19 protein-coding genes and 1 tRNA gene are annotated in these 23,382 nt (G+C 70.9%); 12 read left to right on the top strand and 8 right to left on the bottom strand.

What is annotated here, in order from left to right; all coding sequences use genetic code 11:
- Positions 1-5 precede the first annotated feature (5 nt).
- The gene (locus ABEA24_RS40910; protein ID WP_345438770.1) at positions 6-752 is read left to right on the top strand and encodes an SDR family NAD(P)-dependent oxidoreductase; all 747 of its coding nucleotides are present in this window, start codon (positions 6-8) and stop codon (positions 750-752) included.
- Positions 753-868: 116 nt separating this feature from the next.
- Positions 869-2,275, top strand: coding sequence for a S41 family peptidase (locus ABEA24_RS40905; RefSeq protein WP_345438768.1), 1,407 nt, complete (start codon positions 869-871; stop codon positions 2,273-2,275).
- A gap of 76 nt (positions 2,276-2,351) precedes the next feature.
- Here ABEA24_RS40905 and ABEA24_RS40900 read toward each other — a convergent pair whose 3' ends face one another.
- The 7 genes from ABEA24_RS40900 to arfA all read right to left on the bottom strand — a co-directional run bounded on the left by ABEA24_RS40900 (position 2,352) and on the right by arfA (position 11,006).
- On the bottom strand, positions 2,352-3,020 hold the full coding sequence (locus ABEA24_RS40900; protein WP_345438766.1) for a TIGR04222 domain-containing membrane protein: 669 nt from the start codon (positions 3,018-3,020) through the stop codon (positions 2,352-2,354).
- A 131-nt stretch (positions 3,021-3,151) separates the two neighbouring features.
- A complete protein-coding gene (gene galT, locus ABEA24_RS40895; protein ID WP_345438764.1) occupies positions 3,152-4,204 on the bottom strand; it encodes a galactose-1-phosphate uridylyltransferase in 1,053 nt (350 codons plus the stop codon).
- 27 nt (positions 4,205-4,231) lie between these two features.
- The gene (locus ABEA24_RS40890) at positions 4,232-5,266 is read right to left on the bottom strand and encodes a LacI family DNA-binding transcriptional regulator (protein WP_345438762.1); all 1,035 of its coding nucleotides are present in this window, start codon (positions 5,264-5,266) and stop codon (positions 4,232-4,234) included.
- Between the two features lie 16 nt (positions 5,267-5,282).
- Entirely contained in the window at positions 5,283-6,527 is a 1,245-nt protein-coding gene (mmsB, locus tag ABEA24_RS40885) for a multiple monosaccharide ABC transporter permease (protein ID WP_345438760.1), read from the bottom strand.
- On the bottom strand, positions 6,524-8,071 hold the full coding sequence (mmsA, locus tag ABEA24_RS40880; protein ID WP_345438758.1) for a multiple monosaccharide ABC transporter ATP-binding protein: 1,548 nt from the start codon (positions 8,069-8,071) through the stop codon (positions 6,524-6,526). The genes mmsB and mmsA overlap by 4 nt, the downstream gene beginning before the upstream one ends.
- A 65-nt stretch (positions 8,072-8,136) precedes the next feature.
- Positions 8,137-9,270: a multiple monosaccharide ABC transporter substrate-binding protein gene (gene chvE / locus ABEA24_RS40875; RefSeq protein ID WP_345438756.1), complete on the bottom strand. Its 1,134-nt coding sequence runs from the start codon at positions 9,268-9,270 to the stop codon at positions 8,137-8,139.
- Positions 9,271-9,464: 194 nt separating this feature from the next.
- On the bottom strand, positions 9,465-11,006 hold the full coding sequence (gene arfA, locus ABEA24_RS40870) for an arabinosylfuranosidase ArfA (protein WP_345438754.1): 1,542 nt from the start codon (positions 11,004-11,006) through the stop codon (positions 9,465-9,467).
- A gap of 177 nt (positions 11,007-11,183) precedes the next feature.
- Between arfA and ABEA24_RS40865 the strand changes: the two genes are divergently transcribed.
- The 9 genes from ABEA24_RS40865 to ABEA24_RS40825 all read left to right on the top strand — a co-directional run bounded on the left by ABEA24_RS40865 (position 11,184) and on the right by ABEA24_RS40825 (position 21,535).
- A complete protein-coding gene (locus tag ABEA24_RS40865; RefSeq protein WP_345438752.1) occupies positions 11,184-12,233 on the top strand; it encodes a LacI family DNA-binding transcriptional regulator in 1,050 nt (349 codons plus the stop codon).
- Positions 12,234-12,385: 152 nt separating this feature from the next.
- A complete protein-coding gene (locus ABEA24_RS40860) occupies positions 12,386-13,543 on the top strand; it encodes a mandelate racemase/muconate lactonizing enzyme family protein (RefSeq protein WP_345438750.1) in 1,158 nt (385 codons plus the stop codon).
- Positions 13,540-14,544 (top strand): zinc-dependent alcohol dehydrogenase, encoded by a 1,005-nt coding sequence (locus ABEA24_RS40855; protein WP_345438748.1) that lies wholly within the window; start codon positions 13,540-13,542, stop codon positions 14,542-14,544. Before ABEA24_RS40860 ends, ABEA24_RS40855 begins: the two co-directional genes overlap by 4 nt.
- An 11-nt stretch (positions 14,545-14,555) precedes the next feature.
- Positions 14,556-15,512, top strand: coding sequence for a PH domain-containing protein (locus ABEA24_RS40850; RefSeq protein ID WP_345438746.1), 957 nt, complete (start codon positions 14,556-14,558; stop codon positions 15,510-15,512).
- Positions 15,512-16,909, top strand: coding sequence for an aldehyde dehydrogenase (NADP(+)) (locus ABEA24_RS40845; protein ID WP_345438744.1), 1,398 nt, complete (start codon positions 15,512-15,514; stop codon positions 16,907-16,909). Before ABEA24_RS40850 ends, ABEA24_RS40845 begins: the two co-directional genes overlap by 1 nt.
- 47 nt (positions 16,910-16,956) lie before the next feature.
- Positions 16,957-17,029 (top strand) — tRNA-OTHER (locus tag ABEA24_RS40840).
- A 16-nt stretch (positions 17,030-17,045) separates the two neighbouring features.
- Positions 17,046-19,778 (top strand): transcriptional regulator, encoded by a 2,733-nt coding sequence (locus tag ABEA24_RS40835; RefSeq protein WP_345438742.1) that lies wholly within the window; start codon positions 17,046-17,048, stop codon positions 19,776-19,778.
- Between the two features lie 183 nt (positions 19,779-19,961).
- On the top strand, positions 19,962-20,561 hold the full coding sequence (locus ABEA24_RS40830) for an RNA polymerase sigma factor (protein WP_345438740.1): 600 nt from the start codon (positions 19,962-19,964) through the stop codon (positions 20,559-20,561).
- Entirely contained in the window at positions 20,558-21,535 is a 978-nt protein-coding gene (locus ABEA24_RS40825; protein WP_345438738.1) for a CU044_5270 family protein, read from the top strand. The genes ABEA24_RS40830 and ABEA24_RS40825 overlap by 4 nt, the downstream gene beginning before the upstream one ends.
- Positions 21,536-21,845: 310 nt before the next feature.
- Here ABEA24_RS40825 and ABEA24_RS40820 read toward each other — a convergent pair whose 3' ends face one another.
- A complete protein-coding gene (locus tag ABEA24_RS40820; RefSeq protein WP_345438736.1) occupies positions 21,846-22,388 on the bottom strand; it encodes an SMI1/KNR4 family protein in 543 nt (180 codons plus the stop codon).
- Positions 22,389-22,482: 94 nt separating this feature from the next.
- On the opposite strand from ABEA24_RS40820, the gene ABEA24_RS40815 reads away from it, so the two are divergent.
- A complete protein-coding gene (locus ABEA24_RS40815; RefSeq protein ID WP_345438734.1) occupies positions 22,483-23,352 on the top strand; it encodes a YwqG family protein in 870 nt (289 codons plus the stop codon).
- Positions 23,353-23,382: the final 30 nt, after the last annotated feature.

Raw genomic sequence — 23,382 nt, 5'->3', positions numbered from 1 at the left:
CCGGGATGCTCGAGGGGAAGAACGCCGTCATCTACGGAGGCGGCGGGGTGATCGGCGGCGCGGTGGCGCGGGCCTTCGCCCGGGAGGGGGCGCGCGTCCACCTGGCCGGGCGGACCGCGGCGAGGCTGGAGGCGGTCGCCGAGCCGATCCGCGCGGCCGGCGGTCGGGCCGAGACCGCGGTGCTCGACGCGCTCGACGAACGGGCCGTCGACGAGCACGCCGACGCGGTCGCGGCGAAGTTCGGGAGCCTGGACGTCTCGTTCAACGTCATCGCGCACGGCGACGTCCAGGGCACGCCGCTCGCCGAGATGTCCCTGGCGGACTTCGAGCGGCCGGTCGTCACCGCGGTCCGGACGACGTTCCTGACCGCGCGGGCGGCGGCACGTCACATGATGCGGCAGCGATCGGGAGCGATCCTGATCTTCGGCGGGTACGGTCCGCCGATGCCGCGTCTCGGCGGGCTGCTGGTCGCGTTCGGCGCGCTGGAGTCGCTGCGGCTCAGCCTGGCCTGCGAACTCGGCCCGTACGGGGTGCGCGTCGTCACCCTGCAGACCGGCGGGGTGCCCGAGACGCTGCCAGAGGGCTTCGAGGGCCGGGACGCGATCGTCGGCGACATCGTCGGGAAGACCATGCTCGGCCGCGCGGCGACCCTGGAGGACGTCGGGAACGTCGCCGCGTTCGCCGCCTCCGACCGGGCCCGTACGATCACCGGCTCGGCGATCAACATCACCTGCGGCTCGGTCCCGGGCTGACCCGATCACCCTCCAGGGGTACGCCGGATCCGGTTCTGCGGGGTGACGCGGCGACGACGGGCGTCTTCTTAACCTGACGGCGTTTTGATCGAGAAGCCGAGACGAAGGAAGACACCGTGCGGAAGCCCGAGCACCGCAGGAGAATCCCGCGCAGAGTCATGGCCACGGCCGTCGCCGCGACCCTCGCGCTGACGGCGGCCGTGCCGCCCGCCGTCGCCGCGAGCACGCCGGGCCCGGTCGACGGGGTGTGGACCTCGGACGGGTACGCCACCGTCCTGTCCATCGACCACGGCCGGCTGCGCGCGTACGAGACGACCGCGGTGAGCTGCGTCCCCGGGTTCACCGCGCAGCAGACCGGGCCGGTGGGCTCGGGCGGCAGGGTGACGTTCACCGACAAGGACGACGACGTCATCCGGGTCTGGCGCGACGGCCGGGGCGGTCATCTCACCATCGACGGGTCGGCCGGCGTCCGGGAGCTGCGCCGGACGGCCGCGCTGCCGGCCCGGTGCGCCCGGCCCGCGCCGAAGGATCCGCGGGCGACGTTCGACGTGTTCTGGCAGACGTTCGCCGAGAACTACCCGTTCTTCGCCGCCAAGGGGATCGACTGGGACGCCGTGCGGCGGCGCTACCGCCCGCAGGTGACCGCCGGGACCTCCGACGACCGCCTGCTGTCGATCCTGGACGCCATGATCGCGCCGCTGCACGACCTGCACACGGGCATCATCGCCGGGGGCAAGAGGCTCTACCACGTACGCCCCGGCACGATAATGCCCCTGCCGGACTACGACGCCAAGATCAAGGCGTTCATCGCCAAGCGGGACACGCCGCTGCAGGACTTCGCCGAGGGCCGGATCTCCTACGCCGACCTGCCCGGCCGCCTCGGGTACCTGCGGATCTCCGGCTTCGGCGGCTACACCGACGCCGACACCTACGCCTCCAACGCCGCCGAGCTGGACCGCGCGCTCGACGCCGTGCTCACCCCGGCCCGGACGACCGGAGCCGGCAAGCTCCGGGGGCTCATCATCGACCTGCGCGTCAACGGCGGCGGGTCGGACGTCCTCGGGCTGCGCATCGCCTCCCGTCTCACCGGCCGCGCGTACACGGCGTACGCGAAGCGGGTCCGCAACGACCCGAAGGACCCTGCCGGGTTCACGCGACCGCAGCCGATCCGGGTGAACCCCGCCCACGCGCCGCTCTACCGGGGACCGGTCGCGATCCTCACCGGCGGCTCCACCGTCAGCGCCGGGGAGACCTTCACCCAGGCCCTCATGGACCGCCTCCCCCGGCCGGTCCGGATCGGCGAGAACACCCAGGGCGTCTTCTCCGACATCCTCGACCGGCGCCTCCCGAACGGCTGGGCGTTCGGGCTGCCCGACGAGGAGTTCCTGACCCGCACCGGCCGGACCTTCGACGGCCCCGGCATCCCGCCGGACGTCCGCACTCCGGTCTTCACCGACGAGGAGTTGGCGAAGGGCCGCGACTCCGCCTTCGACCGCGCCGTCGCGCTGCTGAGCCACGGCTGAAGCACGGCCAGCGCCTGTCTCAAAGCCCCGCCGCGCAGTAGGACAGCGGGGCTTTGAGGCAGACCCTAAGCGCGGCTCACCAGCCACTGCCACCTCCGTCCGAGCCGCCCGAGTCCCCGTACCCGCCCACGTCGAAGCCGCCGGCGTCCCCGTAGCCGCCACCGTCCGAGTAGCCGTAGACGGACGGATTCATCCGGATGGGGGCGTGCAGGGGGTCGACCGGCCTGTCGCGCTTCGGGTTGATCAGCGGGGAGTGCGCCGGCGGCGCGTACACGTGCGTCTCGAAGATCATTCGGAGCTCCTCGTCGGCGATCCCGGGCGTTCCCTTGACCGCGACCCGTACAAGGCCGTCCGCCGCCTCGGCCAGTTCGCGCCGCAGCGAACGGCTCCGCGTGTTCCGGCGCCGCCGCAGCGTGCTCATCCGGGAGTGCGGAAGGAGCCCGTCGGCGCGTAGCCTCCGGCCGATCTCCGCGACGGCGGGGGACGCGGCGATCAACGCCCGGGTCAGGCCGAGGACCCGGCCGACATCCGGGATGACGGCCAGCACGGTCGTCTCGACCGGATCCGGGGTGGTCGTCTCGGTCGGCTCCGCCGCGGGACGCTGCTCGGCGTACACGCGGTGCCGGTCGGGTGTGATCCGGATGCGCCCGTCCGTGTGGAGGGCGACGAGCGCGACCATCGCGACGCGGTCGGGTCCGGCGAAGAGGTAGGCGATCTCGTACGGGGACAGGTCGTGCTCCGGCACGGGCGGCCTCCATGCGGGGTCGAGTCCAGCCCCCCGACATCTGTTGGACGCGCCCGGCCGCGCTGCGGTTTCCTAGGGCGTGTCCGGTGGGTCTTGTTCGTAGGACGAAGATCCGCCGGACGCGCCCTGGCTCAGAGCTCGCGGAGGCGGGCCGCGGCGGTCTCGGGGAGCACGTCGTTGATGTACGCGCCGCCGCCGGTCTCGGCCGTGGCGAGGAACTTCAGCTTGTCGGCGGTGCGCTGCGGCGTGTAGACGCGGGCGCACAGGTGCGCCAGGCGGCGCGAGCTACGTGCCGGGGCCTGGTACCAGCAGGCCATGTACGGCGTCGCGTGCTCGTACAGGGCGTCGAAGCGGCGCAGCACGTCGGCGTACAGACCCATGAGCTCATCACGCGTGGCGGCGCCGAGGGCGGGCAGGTCGGGGACGCAGAAGCGCGGCGCGACGTACACCTCGTACGGCCAGCGGGCGGCCTCCGGCACGTAGGCGAGGAAGCGGTCGGTCTCGGCGACGACGCGGGGGCCGGCGGCCTCGCGGGCGACGACGTCGCACATCAGGCACCGGCCGTGCTCCTCGCGAAACCGCTCGGCGGCGGCCAGCATGCGGCGCGGGACCGGCGGGACGTACGGGAAGGCGTAGATCTGGCCGTGCGGGTGCGGGAGGGTCGCGCCGATCGCCGCGCCGCGGTTCTCGAAGAGGAAGACGTACTCCACGTCGGGCCGCTCCCCGAGTTCGGTCGTACGGTCGGCCCAGGCGCGGCCGACGGTGGCGAGCCGCTCCGGCGGCAGGGTCGCGAACGAGCCGTCGTGGTCGCTGGTGAAGCACAGCACCTCGCAGCGGCCGCCGGCCGGGCCGCCGAGGGAGGGGAAGCGGTTCTCGAACGACACGACGTGGTAGTCGGGGGCGGGGATCTCGCTCAGGTGACCGTCGCGGGACGGGCAGAGGGGGCACTCGCCGGGCGCCGGCTGGTAGGTGCGGTTCTGCCGGTGCGCGGCGACGAGGACCTCCTCGCCCTGCAGCGCGTCGTACCGCAGTTCGGCGGCGGGCGCGTACGGGGGCAGGTCCCGCCGGTCGGGAGTGGAGCGGTCCAACCCGGGCACGTCGTCGAAGTAGATGATCTCTCTTCCGTCCGCGAGCCGCACGGACGTGCGGCGGTCGGACGCGGTGACGGCGTGGGCGGAGGACATCGGGGTTACCTTTCGCGGAGCCATGGGTCAGGCGGGGGCCCGGCCGGCGCTGCTGCGGCTGACCAGCTCAGTAGAGATGATGATCTTCTTGTCGCTGCGACGGCCGCTGTCGATCTGTTCGAGCAGCAGGTTAACGCTGGACCTGCCGACGGCGGCGAAGTCCTGGCGAATCGTGGTGAGCGGCGGGATGAAGTACGCCGCCTCGGGGATGTCGTCGAAGCCGATGACGCTGACGTCGTCCGGCACGCGACGGCCCGCCTCGTACAGGGCCCGCAGCAGTCCCAGGGCGTTCTGGTCGTTGGCGGCGAACACCGCCGTGACCTCCGGGTCGGCGGCCAGGGCCAGGCCCCGGTCGTACCCGGATCCGGCGCTCCAGTCGCCCGGGAGGGTCGGCGGCACCGGCGCCCCGGCCTCCAGGAGCGCGTCCCGCCAGCCGCGGTGGCGTTCGCGCGCCTCCAGCCACGACGGCGGGCCGGGCAGGTGGTGGACCGTCCGGTGCCCGAGGTCGAGGAGGTAGCGCGTCGCCGCCTTCGGCCCGGAGTACTGGTCGACGCCGACGGCCGGGACGATCGTCTCGCTCTCCATCACCACGAGGGGGATGTCGGAGGGCAGGTGTTTGGTGGTCTGGGTCAGCGGGACGTGGCCGGGGATCACGATGAGCCCGTCCACGCCCTGGCCGCGCAGCCGCTCGGCCGCCTCGCTGATCGAGCGCTGGCTGGCCGACTGCAGCGCGATGACGCTGGTGAAGTAGTCGGCCTGGCGGGCGCAGCGCTCCATCTCGCTGATCATCGACGCGGGCCCGTAGAGGGTCGCGTCGAAGCTGACCACGCCGAGTGTGCGCGAGCGGCCGGTGGCCAGGGCGCGGGCGAAGGCGTTGGGCCGGAAGTCCAGCTGAGCGGCCGCGGCCAGGACCTTGGCCCGGGTCTCCGAGCTCACCCTCGGGTGATCTTTGAAGACCCGGGACACGGTCTGGTGCGACACCCCGGCGAGCTTGGCCACATCCCGGAGCCCGGGGCGAGCCGTGACCCGCGCGTCGCCCCGCTCGCCGGGGGTTGCGGTCATCTGAGCGTTCCCGGCTTCACCGGGAGGTGCCGGCGCGGCGCTTGGCCCAGACGTCGAACGCCACCGCGGCCAGCAGCACCAGGCCCTTGATCAGCATGACCCGCTCGCTCGGCGCGCCGAGGAGGGACATGCCGTTGTTGATCACGGCCATGATGAGACCACCGGTGATGGCGCCGACGACCTTGCCGACGCCACCCTGCACCGCCGCGCCGCCGATGAACGCCGCCGCGATCGAGTCGAGCTCGAAGTTGACGCCCGCGGTCGGGCCTGCCTGGTTGAGCCGTCCGGCGAAGATGATGCCGGCCAGCGCGGCCAGCACACCCATGTTGACGAACAGCCAGAACACCACGGACTTGGTCTTGATCCCGGACAGCCGGGCGGCCTGCAGGTTGCCGCCGAGGGCGTAGATGTGCCGGCCGAAGACCGCGCGGGTGGTGACCAGGGTGTAGGCGAGGACCAGGACGGTCAGCACGATGAGCACGACCGGCAGGTTCTTGAACCGCGAGAGCTGCACGACGATGAACATCACGACGAACGCGGCCAGCGCCATCTTCACGATGAACAGCGGCAGCGCCTCGACCTTCTGGCCGTAGCCCGCGCGGCCCTGGCGGGCCCGCCACTGGGTGAGCACGATGCCCACCACGGCGATCACGCCGACGATCAGGGTGAACAGGTCGCCGCCGCCGAGCGGGCCGAGGCCCACGTTGCCGAAGTACCCGGGCAGGAACCCGTTGGCGAACGTACGAACCTGGTCGGGGAACGGGCCGATGCCCTGGTTGCCCAGCACGGTGAGGGTGAGGGCGCGGAAGATGAGCATGCCGGCGAGCGTCACGATGAACGCCGGGATCTCGAAGTAGGCGATCCAGTAGCCCTGCCACGCGCCGATCACCGCGCCCGCCACGAGGGTCAGGACGACCGCCAGCGGCCAGGGCACGTGGTGGTTGACCATCAGCACGGCGGACAAGCCGCCGGTGACGGCCACGACCGAGCCGACCGACAGGTCGATGTGGCCCGCGATGATGATGAGGATCATCCCGATCGCCAGGATCAGGATGTAGGAGTTCTGCACGAGAACGTTGGACATGTTCTCCGGCGAGAGCAGGTCCCCGTGCGTGAGGATCGCGAACAGCGCGACGATCAGCGCGAACGCGACGTAGATACCGCTCTGCCGCAGGTTGACGGAGAAAATCCGGTCGGACACGCCGCGGGACGGGGGCGGTGCCTCGCCCTTGTCCGGGCGGGCCGGTGCGACGCTGCTCATGAAACTACCTGCTCCTCGTCGTAACGGGTCATGTACTGCATCAGCCGCTCCGGGGAGGCCTCCTCGCGGGAGACCTCACCGGTGATACGCCCGGCCGACATCGCGTAGATGCGGTCGCAGATGCCGAGCAGCTCGGGCAGCTCCGAGGAGATGACCAGCACGGCCTTGCCCTGGTCGGCCATCTCGTTGATGATCGAGTAGATCTCGTACTTCGCGCCGACGTCGATGCCGCGGGTGGGCTCGTCGAGGATCAGCACGTCCGGGTCGGTGAACAGCCACTTGGACAGCACGACCTTCTGCTGGTTCCCGCCGGAGAGCTTGCCGGTCACCGCGGCGACGGTCGGCGCCTTGATGTTCATGCTCTTGCGGTAGCGCTCGGCGACCTGGGTCTCCTCGTTGTCGTTGACCCAGCCGCGCTTGGCGAGCTTGCGCAGCCCCGCGACGGAGACGTTGCGCTTGATGTCCTCGATGAGGTTCAGGCCGTACCGCTTGCGGTCCTCGGTGGCGTACGCGATGCCGTGCTTGATGGCGTCGCCGACCGACTTGACGCGGATCTCCTTGCCGTCCTTGTAGACGTGGCCGGTGATGCCGACGCCGTAGCTGCGGCCGAACACGCTCATCGCCAGTTCCGTACGGCCGGCGCCCATGAGGCCGGCCAGGCCGACGATCTCGCCGCGCCGCAGCGTCAGGTTGGCGCCGTTCACGACGAGCCGATCGTGCTGGGTGGGACTGCGAACGGTCCAGTCCTCGATCCGCAGCACCTCCTCGCCGATCGTCGGCTCGTGCTCGGGGTAGCGGTGCTCGAGGTCGCGGCCGACCATCCCGGAGATGATGCGGTCCTCGGTGACGAGGTCCTTCTCCATGTCGAGCGTCTCGATCGTGCGGCCGTCGCGGAGGATCGTGGTCGAGTCCGCGATGGCCTTGATCTCGTTGAGCTTGTGGGAGATGATCACGCAGGTGATGCCCTGGTCGCGCAGGCCGCGCAGCAGGTCGAGCAGGTGCGCGGAGTCGGCGTCGTTCAGCGCCGCCGTCGGCTCGTCCAGGATCAGCAGCTTCACGTCCTTGGACAGCGCCTTGGCGATCTCGACGAGCTGCTGCTTGCCGACCCCGATGTCCATCGCCGCCGTGACCGGGTTCTCGTCCAGGCCGACGCGGGCGAGCAGCTCGGCGGCGGCGGCGTTGGTCTTGTTCCAGTCGATGAGGCCGCGGTGGGCCCGCTCGTTGCCGAGGAAGATGTTCTCGGCGATCGACAGGAACGGGCTGAGCGCCAGCTCCTGGTGGATGATGACGATGCCGTGCTTCTCGCTGTCCCGGATGTTGGAGAAGCGGCACAGCTCGCCGTCGAAGTGGATGTCGCCCTCGTACGAGCCGTGCGGGTAGACGCCCGACAGCACCTTCATCAAGGTGGACTTGCCTGCGCCGTTCTCACCGCAGATCGCGTGGATCTCGCCGCGCCGCACCACCAGGTTCACGTCCTGCAGCGCCTTGACGCCGGGGAACGTCTTGGTGATCCCGCTCATCCGCAGAATCGCGTCGTCGGTCATGTCGTGCCCTTCATGTCACGCCGGAAGGGCGGGCGGTGCCGTCGGCACCGCCCGCCCTCGATCCGCTACTGCAGCTGCTGCTGGGTGTAGTAGCCGGTGTCGATGAGGGTCTTCTGGACGTTGTCCTTGTAGACCGCGACCGGCTGGAGCAGCTCGGACGGGACGACCTTGACGCCGTTGTTGTAGTCCGTGGTGTTGTTCACCTCGGGCTTGCCGCCCTTGAGGACGGTGTCGGCCATCTTGACGGTGACGGCCGCGAGCTGGCGGGTGTCCTTGTAGATGGTGGCGTACTGCTCACCCTTCATGATCGACTTGACCGAGGCGAGCTCGGCGTCCTGGCCGGTCACGACCGGGTACGGCTGGCCGGAGGTGCCGTAGCCGGCGCTCTTGAGGGCGGACAGGATGCCGATAGACAGACCGTCGTACGGGGAGAGAACGCCGTTGACCTTCGCACCGCCGGTGTAGGCCTTGGTGATCAGGTCCTCCATGCGCTTCTGCGCGGTGGCCGGGTCCCAGCGCAGGATCGCGACCGTCTTGAAGTCGGTCTCCTTGCTCTTGACGACCAGGGTGCCCTTGTCGATGTAGGGCTTCAGGGTGGCCATCGCGCCGTTGAAGAAGAACGTCGCGTTGTTGTCGTCCGGCGAGCCGGCGAAGACCTCGATGTTGAACGGACCCTTGGCGGTGCCGTCGGAGCCGTCCTCCTTCTTCAGGCCGAGGCCGACGAGGAGGGAGGTGGCCTGCAGGACGCCGACCTTGTAGTTGTCGAAGGTCGCGTAGTAGTCGACGTTCGGCGACTTGCGGATCAGCCGGTCGTAGGCGATGACCGGGATGTGCTTGTCGGCCGCCTCCTGCAGCTGCGTCGTGATGGCGGTGCCGTCGATCGAGGCGACGATCAGAAGCTTGGCGCCCCGGGTGATCTGGTTCTCGATCTGGTTGACCTGGGTGGGGATGTCGTTCTCGGCGTACTGCAGGTCGACCTTGTAGCCGAGCTTCTCCAGCGAGGTCTTCAGGTTGTCACCGTCGTGGATCCACCGCTCGGAGGACTTGGTCGGCATCGTGACGCCGATGAGCGCGCCCTTGGCCGAGCCCGCGCCCGCCGCGCCCTTCTTGTCGGCGGTCTTCGTGCTCGAGCCGCAGGCGGTCATGGCGAGGGCCATGAACAGGCCCGTGGCCATCGTGGCCATCTTCGTGATCTTCATATCTCACCTTGGGTGACACGGGGGTTACGGCGGGAAGAGGTTGGTTACCACTGCTTTGCCGGAGTGTTAACGGTCACAAATCCGATGTCAAGACACAGTTCGGCAACGCGCCTGTCTCGAAACAGTCCAGCTGTCGAGCGTGTGACCGGTAACATCGCAGTCCTTCCTGGGCTTCTGCGAGAGGGGCCGGAGGGTCAAACGTGAAGCCTGATCACGTTCCACGAGACCGGCGGAAGCACCACGGTCACGGTGCCGCCCTCCACCCGGACCTCCGGGTTGGCCCGCGGGACGACGCGCAGCGGATCATCTGCGGTGTTCCGGGCGTACGGATCCGAGTCCGCGAGCACGGTCGCCTCCACAGCGCCTCCCCGACCAACCGACCCCGACCGACCTCCCGGTTTCACCGCGCCGAGCGCGCGGACGTCGACGTCGACGGTGAGGCTCTGGTCCACGGACCGGTTGATCATGAAGATCGTGGTCTCGCCGGTCTCCTCGTCGCGGGTCGCCACGGCGTCGAGCACCGGCACCTCGCCGTACGCGGCCGTCTCGTACACCGGGCAGACCGGCTCGACGCGCAGCACCTCACCGGCGGCGTACCGGGACGCCTGGGCGAACGGGTGGAACGTCGTCTGCCGCCACGCCCGCCCGCCGGGCTCGGTCACGATCGGCGCGATGACGTTCACGAGCTGGGCGAGGCAGGCCGCGGTGACCCGGTCGCTGTGCCGCAGCAGCGAGATCAGCAGCCCGCCGAGGGCGACGGCGTCGGCCAGGTGGTATCGGTCCTCCAGCAGCTGCGGTGCCACCGACCAGTCGCTCGGCCCGCCATAGGCCACGTGCCGGCTCATGTACCAGATGTTCCACTCGTCGAACGAGATGTTGATCTTCTTGCGGCTGCGCAGCCGGGCCCCGACGTGGTCGGCGGTGGCCACGACCGACGCGATGAAGTGGTCCATGTCGGTCGCGCTGGCCAGGAAGCTGCCGAGGTCGCCGTCGCGCTCTTCGTAGTAGGCGTGACACGAGATGTAGTCGACGTGCTCGTACGCCTCCTCGAGCACGGTCGCCTCCCACGCGCCGAAGGTGGGCATGCTGGAGCTGGAGCTCCCACAGGCGACCAGTTCGAGATTCCTGTCGACCATGCGCATCGCCCGCGCCACCTCGGCGGCGAGCCGGCCGTACTCCCGGGCCGTCTTGTGCCCGATCTGCCAGGGCCCGTCCATCTCGTTGCCCAGGCACCACATCGTGATCCCGTACGGGTCCTTCGCCCCATTGGCGATCCGCAGGTCCGACAGCCGGGTCCCGGACGGGATGTTGCAGTACTCCAGCAGGTCGAGCGCCTCCTGGAGGCCGCGGGTGCCGAGGTTGACGGCCATCATCGGCTCGACGTCCGCCTTGCGCGCCCAGCGCACGAACTCGTCGATCCCGACATGGTTGGGCTCGAGGCTGTGCCAGGCGAGGTCGAGGCGCGCGGGCCGCGACTCGACCGGCCCGATCCCGTCCTCCCAGCGGTACCCCGACACGAAGTTGCCGCCGGGGTAGCGGACGGTGCTCACCCCGAGCTCCTTGGTCAGTTCGAGGACGTCGGCGCGGAATCCGTCGTCGTCCGCGCTCGGGTGGTCGGGCTCGTAGATGCCGGTGTACACGCACCGGCCCAGGTGCTCGACGAAGGTCCCGAAGGTCCGGCGGTTGACCGGCGCCACGCGGAAGGCGGGGTCCAGCGTCATGCGTGCCGTCAGCACACTCGTCTCCTTAGGTCGCGGGCAATGACCTCAGGACAACCAGTGTTAACGCTAACCATTCGCTGACGTCAACGGTTGACTTCTGGCTCGTTATCGCTAACACTCCTCGGCAATCTGGTAGAAACCTGGCGAGGTCATGGGAGGCCTCGTCGTGCGCCCGGGCAGGGGGAGGTGACCGTGAGCGGCGACCTGGTGCGGCCTGCCGGTCCGGGTTCCGGCAGAGGTTCGGGCACCGTGGTGATGGCGGACGTGGCGAAGCTGGCCGGCGTCTCGCCCATGACGGTGTCGCGGGTGCTGAACTCACCGGCACGGGTGCGGCGCGAGACGCGGCTGCGCGTCCTCGACGCCGTGCGCGAGCTCGGCTACCGACCCAACTCCGCCGCCCGGGTGCTCGCCACGGGCCGTTCCGGCGTCCTCGGGGTGGTCGGCTTCGACACCACCCTGTACGGTCCGGCGTCGATGCTCTTCGGCATCGAGCAGGCGGCGCGGGAGACCGAGTACGGCGTGACCATCACCAGCCTCGCGGCGCTGACGCAGCGCAACGTGGCCGAGGCCGTGGACCGGCTGCGCGGTCAGTCCGTCGACGGCGTCATCATCATCGCCCCGCACGTCCCGTCGGTCGACGGGCTCGCGGACGTGTCCGCCGGCCTGCCGGTCGTCGCCGTGGGAGGCGGAGACGGCGGCGTGATCCCCGTCGCAGCCGTCGACCAGTACGCGGGCGCCGCAGCGGCAACCCGCCACCTGCTCGACCTGGGTCACCGGACCGTATGGCACCTGGCCGGCCCGAGCGACTGGCTGGAGGCGGGCGCCCGTCGGCAGGCGTGGGAGGACACCCTTCGCGCCGCGGGCCGGGAGGTCCCCCCGGTCGTCTTCGGCGACTGGAGCCCGCGCAGCGGCTATGAGTTCGGCAAACGGCTGGCCGGCGACCCCTCGGTGACCGCGGTCTTCACCGCCAACGACCAGATGGCGGTGGGCCTGATCCGAGCCCTGCACGAGGCGGGCCGCCGCATCCCCGGAGACATCAGTGTCGTCGGCTTCGACGACGTCCCGGAGGCGGCGTACCTCAGCCCGCCCCTGACAACGGTCGGCCAGGACTTCGGCCAGGTCGGCCGGCACGCGCTCCAGCTCCTGCTGGAACGCATCGGCGGTGCCCCCGCGGAGGAGGACCGCCGGATCATCGTCGAACCGGAGCTCATCGTGCGGCAGAGCACGGGCCGCCCCGGTTGACGGACCTCGTCCACCTTCGACCCTTGTCCAGCTCGACCGTCTCGACGGACGGCACGAATGATAGCGCTAACACACCTGATCACCGCTTTCCCGATCCCGCAGCGTCACTGGCGCGGCCGTCCGCTGGGCAGTATCAAGTAGGGAGACCCTCTATGAGAATCACCCGTGTAACCACACATGTCGCCGGCACCCCGTGGCGCAATCTCACGTTCGTGCAAGTCCATACCGACGATGGGCTCGTCGGCGTGGGCGAGGCGCGGATGCTGAACCACACGGACGCGCTCATCGGCTACCTGGCCGAGGCCGAGGCCAACCACATCGTCGGCTCGGACCCGTTCAACATCGAGGACCTCGTCCACCGGATGAAGTACGGCGACTACGGCCGCGCCGGTGAGATCGTCATGTCCGGCATCGCCTGCGTGGAGATGGCCTGCTGGGACATTGTCGGCAAGGCCCTCGGCCAGCCGGTGTGGCGCCTGCTCGGCGGCAAGGTCCGCGACAAGATCAAGGCGTACGCCAACGGCTGGTACACCGTCGAGCTCACCCCCGAGGCCTTCCACGGCGCCGCCAAGAAGGTCATCGAGCGCGGCTACCGGGCGCTGAAGTTCGACCCGTTCGGCGCTGGCACCATGGAATTGGACCACGCCGAGACGATGCGCGCCGTCAGCCTCGTCGAGGCGGTCCGCGACGCCATCGGGGAGGAGGCCGAGCTGCTCGTCGAGATGCACGGCCGGTTCTCCCCGGCCACCGCGATCCGCCTGGCGGGCCTGCTCGCGCCGTTCAACCCGAGCTGGATCGAGGAGCCCTGCCCGCCGGAGAACCTCAAGGCCCTCGCCAAGGTCTCCGCGCACACCGACCTGCCGATCGCGACCGGCGAGCGCATCCACGACCGCATCGAGTTCCGCGAGCTGTTCGAGCTGCAGGCCGTCGACATCATCCAGCCGGACATCTCCCACATCGGCGGCATCGGCGAGACCCGCAAACTCGCCGCGACCGCCGAGACGCACTACGCCATGATCGCCCCGCACAACGTCGGCGGCCCCGTGCTGACCGCCGCCAACCTGCACCTGGGGGCCTGCACCCCCAACTTCAAGATCCAGGAGCACTTCAACGACTTCGCCGACTCGGCGATCAAGGGCGTGGCTCCGGGCCTGCCCGAGGTCGTCGACGGGTACTTCGCGCTGCCGGAGGCCCCCGGCCTGGGCGTCGAACTGGACCTGGACGCGCTCGCGGAGTTCCCCCGCCAGCGCGCCAACTTCAACCTGTTCGCCGAGGGCTGGCACAAGCGTGACGGGGCCGGGTCCAAGTGAGCCGATCCGTACTCCTGGAGCAGCCGGGGCGCTACCGGCTGGTCAAGGGAGAGGTTCCGACGCCCGGGCCCGGCGAGGTGCTGGTCCGCGTCGCGGCGGCGGGCATCTGCGGCAGCGACCGCGAGCTGTACGAGGGCGGCCGGCCCGAAGAGTACTGCACCTTCCCGATCGTGCCCGGCCACGAGTGGTCGGGCACGATCGAAGAAGTCGGGCCCGGCGTCGACCCGGCCCTCGTCGGCCGGCCGACGGTCGGCGAGGGCTTCGTCAGCTGCCAGGTCTGCGAGCGCTGCCGCGCGGGCGAGGGCAACCTGTGCCTCGCCGGCTACGACGAGATCGGGTTCACCCGGCCGGGCGCCTTCGCCGACCACCTGATCGTGCCCGCCCGCCTGCTGCACCCGCTGCAGGCGGGCACCGACCTGCGGGCGGCCGTGCTGCTCGAGCCGGCGGCGGTCGCGGCCGCCGCCGTGCTCCAGGCCGCTCCCCTGCCCGGGGAGCGGGTCGGCGTCGTCGGCGCGGGCACGCTCGGGCTGCTGACGATCCAGCTGCTGGCCGCGTCCTCCCCCGCCGAACTCGTGGTCAGCGACCCTCGCGCCGGCCGGGAGCCCGTCGCGCGGGCGGGCGGGGCGACGCGCTACTTCCACCCGGACGAGCTCGGCGAGCTCGACCTCGACGTGGTCGTGGAGACCGCCGGCGCCCGCGACTCGGCGGCGGCGTCCACCCGGCTGCTGCGCCGGGGCGGCCGGCTGGTGCTGACCGGCATCCCCGGCGTCGTCCCGGAGATGCTCTCCCCCTCGACGATCGTCGAACGCCAGCTGACGGTGTTCAGCGTGTTCGGCGCCCCGTCGGCGGCCTGGGCGCACGCCGTACGGGCCTTCACCGCCGGCCTGCTCGACCTCGGGCCGCTGGTGACCCACGAATTCGCCCTGGAGGAGTACGCCGACGCGGTGGCACTTCTCGGGCAGGGCGGCGACGACGTCGGCAAGATCATTCTGAAGCCATAAGGAGAAGTGTGATGAGCGTTCCCCGGTACCCCGGCGAGCACCTGCTCGACCGGTTGGGCATGCCCGCCCGCAGTGCCGCCCCGGCCGGCTCGGAGGCCCGGTTCCCCGACGGCGGGAGCTGGCGGACGGAGCTGCCGTCCTGTGAGGGGCCGGAGGTCCTGGCCGCCGCCTTGGAGGAGGCCGACCGCTACGAGGTGCCGCTCCACCGCATCAGCCAGGGCAGCGGCGTCTGGATGCTCACCGACGCCGAGATCACCGAGATGGTGAAGGCGTGCGAGGAGCGGCACATCGAGCTGTGCCTGTTCGTCGGCCCGCGCGGCACGTGGGACATCGGCGCGGGGGTGAAGGCGTCGTCCGGCGGTTCGGGCCCGCGCGCCCGTGGCCGTGACCAGCTCGCCCAGTGCGTCGAGGAGGCCGAGCGCGCCGTGGCGCTCGGCGTGAAGTGCCTGCTCGTCGCCGACGAGGGCGTGCTGTGGACCCTGCACCGGCTGCGCGCCGCGGGCGTGCTCCCCGCCGACGTCACCTTCAAGGTGTCGGCGCTGGTCGGACCGGTCAACCCGGCCGCGTACGCCATCTGGGAGAAGCTCGGCGGCGACTCCATCAACGTGCCCAGCGACCTGACCATCGGGCAGATCGCCGAGCTGCGGGCGCAGAGCGCCGCGCCGATGGACTTCTACGTCGAGGCCCCCGACGACCTCGGCGGGTTCGTCCGCCTCTACGACGCGGCGGAGCTGATCCGCTGCGGCGCGCCGATCTACCTGAAGTTCGGCCTGCGCAACGCCCCCGGCATCTACCCGGTCGGCCGCCACCTGCGCGACGTGGCCGTCAACACGGCCCGCGAGCGCGTGCACCGCGGCCGCCTCACCCTCGACATCCTCGAGCGCCTCGGCGCCGACGGCGGCATGTCCCCGCTGGGCTCGCGCCTGCCCGGTGACCTGAACCGCTTCCCGACCGACGGAGACCTGTGATGACCCTGCTGTACGGAGTCGACCCCCGGACCGGCGAACGCCTGGAGCCCGGCGTGGAGGAGACCTCCGCCGAGACGGTCGCCGCGCTGACCGAGGCCGCGGCGAACGCCGCCCGCCCGCTCGCCGCGCTGCCGCTGCCCGAGCGGGCGGCGCTGCTGGAGGCGGTCGCCGACGCGCTCGACGCGGCCTCCGACGAGCTGGTGGCGCTGGCCGACGCGGAGACCGCGCTCGGCTCGACCCGCCTGACCGGCGAGGTGGGCCGGACCACCGGGCAGCTGCGGCTGCTGGCCGGGGAGGTACGCGGCGAGGGCTTCCAGCGGGACACCGCCGAGCCCGGTTTCGTACGGGCGCTGCTGCCGATCGGGCCGGTCGCGGTGTACGCCGCGAGCAACTTCCCCTTCGCGTTCTCCGTCGCCGGCGGCGACACGGCGTCAGCGTGGGCGGCGGGCTGCCCGGTCATCGTGAAGGCCCACCCCGGCCACCCGCGCACCTCGGTCCGTACCGCCGAGATCGTCACCGAGGCCCTCGTCAAGGCGGGCGCGCCGGAGGGGACGTTCGCGATCGTGCACGGGTTCGAGGCGGGCCTGGCCCTGATCAAGGACCCGAACATCAAGGCGGCCGGGTTCACCGGCTCGGTGCGCGGCGGCCGTGCGCTGTTCGACGCCGCCGTGAGCCGCCCGGACCCGATCCCGTTCTACGGCGAGCTGGGCAGCGTCAACCCGGTCTTCATCACCGAGGCGGCCGTCGCCGCCCGCGGCGAGGAGATCGCGCGCGGCTACGTCGGCTCGTTCACGCTCGGGTCGGGACAGTTCTGCACGAAGCCGGGGCTGGTGTTCCTGCCCGCCGGGCACGGGCTCGAGAACGTGCTGGCCGAGGCCGTCGCGCCGATCGAGACGCCGGCGCTGCTGACGCCGCAGATCGCGGACGGGTTCCGCAGCGGGGTGGAGCGGATCGCGGGCGAGACGCGCACGGTCGCCGAGAGCGCCGGCGCGCACCTGTTCGCGGTGACCGCGGAGGAGTTCGCGGCCCGGCCGGAACTGGCGGAGGAGTGCTTCGGCCCCTCGTCCATCATCATCGAGTACTCCTCGGAGGATGAGTTGCACGCCGCGGCCGCCGCCGTGCCCGGCTCGCTCACCGCCACCGTCCACGCTGAGCCGGGCGACGCCGACCTGGCCCGCGAGCTGGTCACCGAGCTGTCCCGGCACGTCGGCCGCGTCGTCTACAACGGCTGGCCCACCGGCGTCGCGGTCAACCACGCGATGCAGCACGGCGGCCCGTGGCCCGCCACCACGTCCCCGCTGCACACGTCCGTCGGCACGGCCGCGATCCGGCGCTTCCAGGTCCCGGTGACCTTCCAGGGCCTGCCCGAGGAGGTGCTCCCGCCGACCGTGCGGTGATATATCCCGTTGCCGGAGTGATCATCCGCTTCGTACCCTGACGCCATCGGCGTGTAGCTCAGCAGCAGAGCACCGGGCCTTTAATCCCGGAGGGCGCGGGGGCGGCACCCGCCACGCCGGCATGGACCGTCCCGAGGTGCGCATCGGCACCGGATACCCGTTCTGGCAGCTGGCGAAGGCGTTCACGACCGCGTCGAGCCACGAGGACCCCACGGCGCGGAGGCGCGCAGGAGAGCGCCTCCGCCGCTGGGAACAGGTCATGCGCGGGATGACGGACGGCACCCTCACCATCGGGTCGCGCACCCCGGTCGCCGGCCTCCCGGTGTGGGTCACCCCGGAGGTCGTACGCGGCGGGTTCACAACGGGCGAGGCCGCCGCGGGCGGTCCCCTCCTGCCGCACGAGACCGAGACCGCCCGCCGGGCCGGCGTGCCCGCCGGGCGGTTCGCGCTGTTCCGCCACCACCTGACCGACGCGGGGTTGACCGAGCTGTACGCGCTGCTCGACAGCGGCGCGTACGAGGTCGACCTGCCGGAGGAGGCGGCGCTGCTCACGGCCGCGTGGCTGCTGCGATCCGGCGACCGGGACGCGGCACTGACCCTGCTGGAGACCATCCACCCGTTCGCCGACCGGCTCCGCTTCGCGCCACGCCCGGTCGCCGTGTCGCGTTCGGTCGCCACTGGGCATCCGGTCGCCACTGGGCATCCGGTCGCCGCGCCGCCGCGCAGCGACGCCGTCGCAGATCGCGAGACGGTCGCGCACCGGGAGACGGCCGTCCACCGCGAGACGGTCGTGCATCGCGACACCGCCGTACACCTCGACGCCGTCGCAGACCGCGACACGGTCGTGCACCGGGAGACGGTCGGCGAGGTGCGCGCCGCCCTCGAACGCCGCCGCCCGCACCGCGCCGTCGCGGCGATGAACGAGGCGCTCACCGTCTGGAACCCTTTCGCCGACGAACTCCTGGCGCACTGGCTGGAGACGGTCGCGCCCGGCCCCGTCACGGCCGCCGAGCCCGAGAGGGCAGCGGCCGCGGAGCCGGAGAGTGCTGCGGGCGCCGAGCCTGGAGAGGCGGCGGCCGTCGAACCCGAGAGGGGTGCGGGCGCCGAGCCCCAGAAGCGGGCTGCCGCCGAGCCCGGGCGAGTCGCTGCCGCCGAGCCCGGGCGAGTCGCTCCCACCGAGCCTGGGCGGGTCGCTCCCACCGAGCCTGGGCGGGTCGCTGCCATCGACCCCGGGCGAGGCGGGGCCGTCGGCCCCGGTGGGGTCGCCGCCTCCGAACCGGAACGGGTCGCGGCCCCTGAGCCCGGGCAAGTCACTGCTGCCGACCCCGGGCGGGTCGCTGCCGTCGCGCCTGGGCGGGTCGGTGCCGTCGAGCCTGATGGCTGGCGGGAGCGTGGCGCCGAGCTGCTCGCGCGCTACCAACACCTGGCCGCTGTCCACACCCTGTGCACAAAGCATCGGCGCCCGAAGGAGAACCCCGCCATCCTGCGGACCGCGCTGGAGGAGACGGTCGCGGGGCACGACCTCACGCCCCGGCTCCGCGGGCTGCTCCAGCACGCGGTGGACTCGATGGTCCGGCGGCGCGGCCTCCCCGGCTCGCGGGAGCACACCGCGCTGCGCGACGCCCAGGCCGTCACGGCCGCCCGCCCGACTCTCCACGCACTCGCCCAGATCCTCGTCGCGCGCCTGGCCGACCTGCCGCCGGACGCCGGCCTGCCGTCCGTCGACGACCTGGTCACCCCGGTGACCGAGGAGGAAGCCCGTACGGGCGCGGCCAGGGGCAGCGAGATTCCCGGCGCGCTCCGGCGCATCGTCGAGCGGGCGCTCAGCGCCCCGATCGCCACGCTCGTCGAGCGCGGTGTCGTGCCGTCGGCCGAAGTGCTGGCCGAGCTCGTACCCCAGCTGGTCTCCGTGACGACCGCCGAGGCCTACGAGGACCCGGCCCTGCGCACGCTGATGGCGGCGGTGTACCGCGCGTTCCGGAACCGGCGGTCCCTGCTCCTGCTCAACCTCGAGCACCAGGTCCGGCTCGAGGAGCTGCCCTGGGTGGCCGCGGTGACGCGGTACCGCTCCACGACGAAGAGCGGCGGACAGGCGCGGACCGCGCTCGTACGCCTCGGGGAGCTGACGCTGCAGGCCTTCCCGGGAACGATCCTGCCCAACCCGCTGATCCAGGAGCTGACCGCGCTGGCCCGGCAGGCTCGACTCGACGTCCCGTTCACGGAGGAACTGGCCGCCGACATCTTCGAGGACACCTTCACCCCCAAGGTGGTGCGCGCCGCCCGGCTGGCCGCCGACGTGCTCGAAGGCACACTGTACGAGCGGTACTACGGCATCGACTACGCGGCGGTCCGCGCCCTCGACGGGCCGGACGCGTTCGCCGCGCTGTGCCGTGACCGCGCCGGCGACCGTACGGGCGGCTCGTGGGTCGCGGCCAACGGCATGGTGATCGAGCAGTCGCAGCTCCTCACGTCGCACAACCTGGCCGCACTCGTCCATCCGATCGGCGTGGACCCGTCCGGAGGCTGGCCGGAGCTCGCCCGCCGGGCGTTCACGACCGTGTGCCGCCTCGTCACACGGATCCACGGCAACCCGCGCCCGCTGAGCACCATCAAGGACGCGGCGTACGCCTGGCGGCACACGCTGTTCTTCCTGTCCCTGTGCGGCTTGGAGGACCAGATCGCCGTCATCGCGTGGATCCAGGAGGAGACCCGGCGGCACCCCGAGCACGTCGTACGGCGGCTCGCGCCGGCGCTCGCCGGGCTGCGGCACGTCCTCGTCGGCGGCGGCCTCGACGACGGCACCGCCCCGAACGCCCGCCGCCTCCTCGGCTGGAGCACGGGCGGCCACTGGATGCGCGCGATCTCGTAGAGGCTCCGTCGAGCGCCGTCCACCCCAGCTCGGCCGACGCTCGTCGTGTGCCCGCATCAGCGTCCGTGTGAGTCGCGTGAACCTGGTCGGACGGAAGCGGTGATCAGTAGTGAAGGGTCGCCGATACGAAGGGTTTCCGATGATCACCACTTCCCCGTTGCGACGGTGGGCACCTTGCCCGCGGTGACGGCTTCTTCTGATCCGCCGTACCCGGAGCGGTCGGATGCCGAGTTGATCGCCGAGTCGCACGAGGAGCCGGAGGCGTTCGCGGCTCTGTTCGACCGCCACTGGCCGACTCTGTACCGCTATGTCGCGCGTCGTCTCGGACGAGAGGTCGCCGAGGACCTGGTCGGTGAGGCGTTCCTGACCGCGTTCGAGCGGCGGCGTCGATTCGACTCGCGGTACGCCGACGCTCGGCCGTGGTTGTTCGGGATAACCACGAATCTGATCTCCAAGCATCGCAGAGCCGAAGGTGCCCGCTACCGGGCGCTGGAACGCACTGGTCGGGACGTGACCGCCGAAGGGCCGGCGGAGCGCGTCACAGCGGCGGTGTCCGCGAGGGCGGCTCGTCCGGCGCTCGCGAAGGCGTTGGCGAGCCTGCCGGCACGTGACCGCGACGTCCTCCTGTTGGTCGCCTGGGCGGACCTGTCGTACGAGGAGACGGCAAGCGCCCTGGACATCCCGATCGGGACTGTCCGCTCACGACTCAACCGGGCCCGCCGGAAGGTGCGGGCGGCCCTCGGCGACACCAACCCGCTTCTCGTAGAGGAGGCGTTCTCATGAAGGACATGAAGATGCTCGCCGAGATGGGCGAGCACCTGGACGGCGAAATGCCCGCAGCCCTTCCGCGGCAACGACAGCTCTTGCTCGAGGCGACGCGTGGTCGGCGCCGCCGGGCCAGGGGAATCCCCCGCCTGCGGCTGGTACTGACCGCGGGGGTTCTTGCCGGGGCGGCCGCTGCCGGTCTCGTTGTGGCCGGTACCGGCTCCGGCGAACGGCATCTCACACCGCCGACCATCCAGTTGGACAGCGCTTCCGTCGTCTTGGACAAGGCGGCGACGGCCGTGTCGGCACGGTCGTACCGCGTCCCCCTGCCTCGCCAGTGGCTCTACATCAAGACGGCCGAGTACGGCGCCAACACTGCCGGCGGGAAGCGTCCCACGTTCGACCAGTACTGGATCCGCTTCGACGGCCGGCAGGAGGCCGTGATCGAAGGCGGAAAGCTCGTCGTGGACGACAAGGCGGCCGGCGGCGGCAGCGACGAAGGCACTCCCCAGGGCGCCTCTGCTCTGTTGAGGTCGTTGCCCACTGAACCGCAGGCCCTCCTCGCAGCGCTTTCCAGCAAGGTCGGTGCCGAGCCTCGTGGAGACTCCGGGCCGGGCCGCGACGGCCTGTTGTTCGCCAACATCGTGCAGCTCATCCGGAACGCGCCCGCCGGCGTTCCGCCGAAGATCCAGGCCGCGCTGTACCGGGCCATCGCCACACTGCACGAGGTGCGAGTGGACACGAACGTCGTGGACGGCCTCGGCCGGCGCGTCATCGGCGTGACGCAGGGAACCACCGGCAGCTTCGTGCTGATCAATCCCCAGACCTACCAGGTCCTCGGCATGCAGAACGTGTGGGGCGGACATCCGACCCCGACCGAGTCAATGCTGGCCAAATACAAGAAGGCGAACCTCAGGCTTCCCGTGGGCACCGTCACGTACGGCTACGTGACCGTGACCACCGCCGTCGTCGACCACGCCGGCCAGCGATGACATCGGCCACGGCATTCCAGAGATCGGAACCTTTCTCAATGCGACGCATCAGATCGAAGATCTTCGGATCCTCTGTCGTTCTCCTCGCCGCGCCGACCACAGGATCCGCTTCGCCGGTCGCGGCCACAGCGGCGACGAAATCCGGTTCGCCCAGTGACGGCGATCCTTCTCCCGTGATCGCCCGCCGCGATCAGCCGGCCGAACGCGGATAGCCGCTCTGACATCCGGGTCGGAAGATCAGGACGCCGCGCGCGTGAGTGTGCGCCCGCGACGCCCGCCCTGGCCCACCCGACCCGGACTGGGCCTCCGTTCACCGGCACATCGCGTCGATGCGCTGTGAGAAGTCCGGAAACTCCGCTCGCGCCGCCGCCACGATCTCCGCGGCGGAACGACGCCTCCCCGGCGCGTGCCGCTCGGCGATCGCCTGGAACGCCTCGTTCGGCTCGACTTCACGATCCGGGTCGTCGAATACCTCCGCCGGCCCATGACCGAGCGCGAACAACCAGAGCAGGTCGCCGAGATCGCGCGCAATCACGCCGCGCTCGCCCTCGGAACCGATGTAGACGACAGGCTGGTCGATGATCGGCGCACCGGGCCGAATCAGCCAGAAACCCGCATAGTCGCCTGCTCCGGTCGCGCCGAAGAAGCGGAATTCGCTGCCGTCGACCTCTTGGTTACCGGTCCACAGGCGAAACCACCAGGCGGTCTTCTCAGGCGCCTCGAATCGTTCGTACGGCTCGAAATCACAACCGCTGGCCTCGTCGGTCTCTTCGTCATAGTCCCATTCGAAGCCGACCGCGACCACCTCGGCCAATGCGATGGGCAGGGCCAGATCTCCAGGCGTTTCCGTCACGCCGAAAGACTAAACCAACCTCACACACCCCGTGCTCGATCCAGTGCTGCGGGCCCTGGGCGTAACCGTCACCCCCGGCTGACATGATCACCGCATGATCAGTCTTCCCGCCCTCAGCGCATTGGCGCACGAGCGGCTGCCCGCGAAGCTCGCGGAGCGGTTGTGCTCTCTGCTTGAGCCGCGAGGTCGGATCCTCTCACCAGCCCGCCCGGGAGACGAGCGGGTCGGCGTCCTCGGCGGCGAGCCCCTGCTCCCCGAGGGAGTCGACTGGCCGGTGTGGGAGGGACACGGCCCGCTGTCCTTCGTCGCCTCGCTCGACTGTGGTCCGCTGTCGGCCACCGACACCGGACTGGACCTGCCGACGACCGGCACGCTGCTGTTCTTCTATTTCGACGGACAGGCCGACGACTACGAAGCGTGGGTCAATCCCTCGGTACCCGAAAGCCGTCCCGGCGCTCAGGTCCTCTACGTTCCCGCCGAAACGCCCGTGCTCCCGCGTCCGACACCGAACGCTTTGAAACCATACCGGCGAGTGCCGCTACGCGCGGATCCTGCGGTCCACGTCCCGCAGCTCACCCATTACGAATTCTACGAACCGCTCGGCCTCGACTACGAGTCGGTGTCCACCGATCCCACGTATGTAAAGTTCCAGGAGGACGTGTGGAACCTCCGGAAAGCCCGCCACCAGGTTGGTGGAGATCCCCATTCCATCCAGGGCGAGGTCGAGTACGAGGTCGCCGACTTTCCGGAAGATTGGGACCTGGACACGTTCAATCCCGACAATCCACACTTCGACGATATTCTTGATACGGCGTCGCAGTGGCGGCTTCTCGCGCAGTTCGCCAGCGACCAGGATGCCGACATGATGTGGGGTGACGGGGGCGCCCTCTACTGGCTGATCACCTCTGAGGACCTCGCAGCCTGCCGCTTCGATCAAGCCCGCTTCACTTGGCAATGCCACTGACCTTTTGCCGGAGCCCGGACCGATCGGCCC

It is taken from the genome of Actinoallomurus vinaceus, assembly GCF_039542055.1.
Classification (GTDB): domain Bacteria; phylum Actinomycetota; class Actinomycetes; order Streptosporangiales; family Streptosporangiaceae; genus Actinoallomurus; species Actinoallomurus vinaceus.
This window is presented reverse-complemented; position numbering and strand designations above follow the sequence as displayed.

What these genes read in the sequence shown, in the direction of transcription:
- ABEA24_RS40850 (WP_345438746.1), top strand. Translation starts at nt 14,556, where the DNA reads ATGAGCGTTCCCCGGTACCCCGGCGAGCACCTGCTCGACCGGTTGGGC.
- ABEA24_RS40890 (WP_345438762.1), bottom strand. Translation starts at nt 5,266, where the DNA reads ATGACCGCAACCCCCGGCGAGCGGGGCGACGCGCGGGTCACGGCTCGC.
- ABEA24_RS40815 (WP_345438734.1), top strand. Translation starts at nt 22,483, where the DNA reads ATGATCAGTCTTCCCGCCCTCAGCGCATTGGCGCACGAGCGGCTGCCC.
- ABEA24_RS40860 (WP_345438750.1), top strand. Translation starts at nt 12,386, where the DNA reads ATGAGAATCACCCGTGTAACCACACATGTCGCCGGCACCCCGTGGCGC.
- ABEA24_RS40825 (WP_345438738.1), top strand. Translation starts at nt 20,558, where the DNA reads ATGAAGGACATGAAGATGCTCGCCGAGATGGGCGAGCACCTGGACGGC.
- mmsB (WP_345438760.1), bottom strand. Translation starts at nt 6,527, where the DNA reads ATGAGCAGCGTCGCACCGGCCCGCCCGGACAAGGGCGAGGCACCGCCC.
- ABEA24_RS40910 (WP_345438770.1), top strand. Translation starts at nt 6, where the DNA reads ATGCTCGAGGGGAAGAACGCCGTCATCTACGGAGGCGGCGGGGTGATC.
- mmsA (WP_345438758.1), bottom strand. Translation starts at nt 8,071, where the DNA reads ATGACCGACGACGCGATTCTGCGGATGAGCGGGATCACCAAGACGTTC.
- chvE (WP_345438756.1), bottom strand. Translation starts at nt 9,270, where the DNA reads ATGAAGATCACGAAGATGGCCACGATGGCCACGGGCCTGTTCATGGCC.
- galT (WP_345438764.1), bottom strand. Translation starts at nt 4,204, where the DNA reads ATGTCCTCCGCCCACGCCGTCACCGCGTCCGACCGCCGCACGTCCGTG.
- ABEA24_RS40845 (WP_345438744.1), top strand. Translation starts at nt 15,512, where the DNA reads ATGACCCTGCTGTACGGAGTCGACCCCCGGACCGGCGAACGCCTGGAG.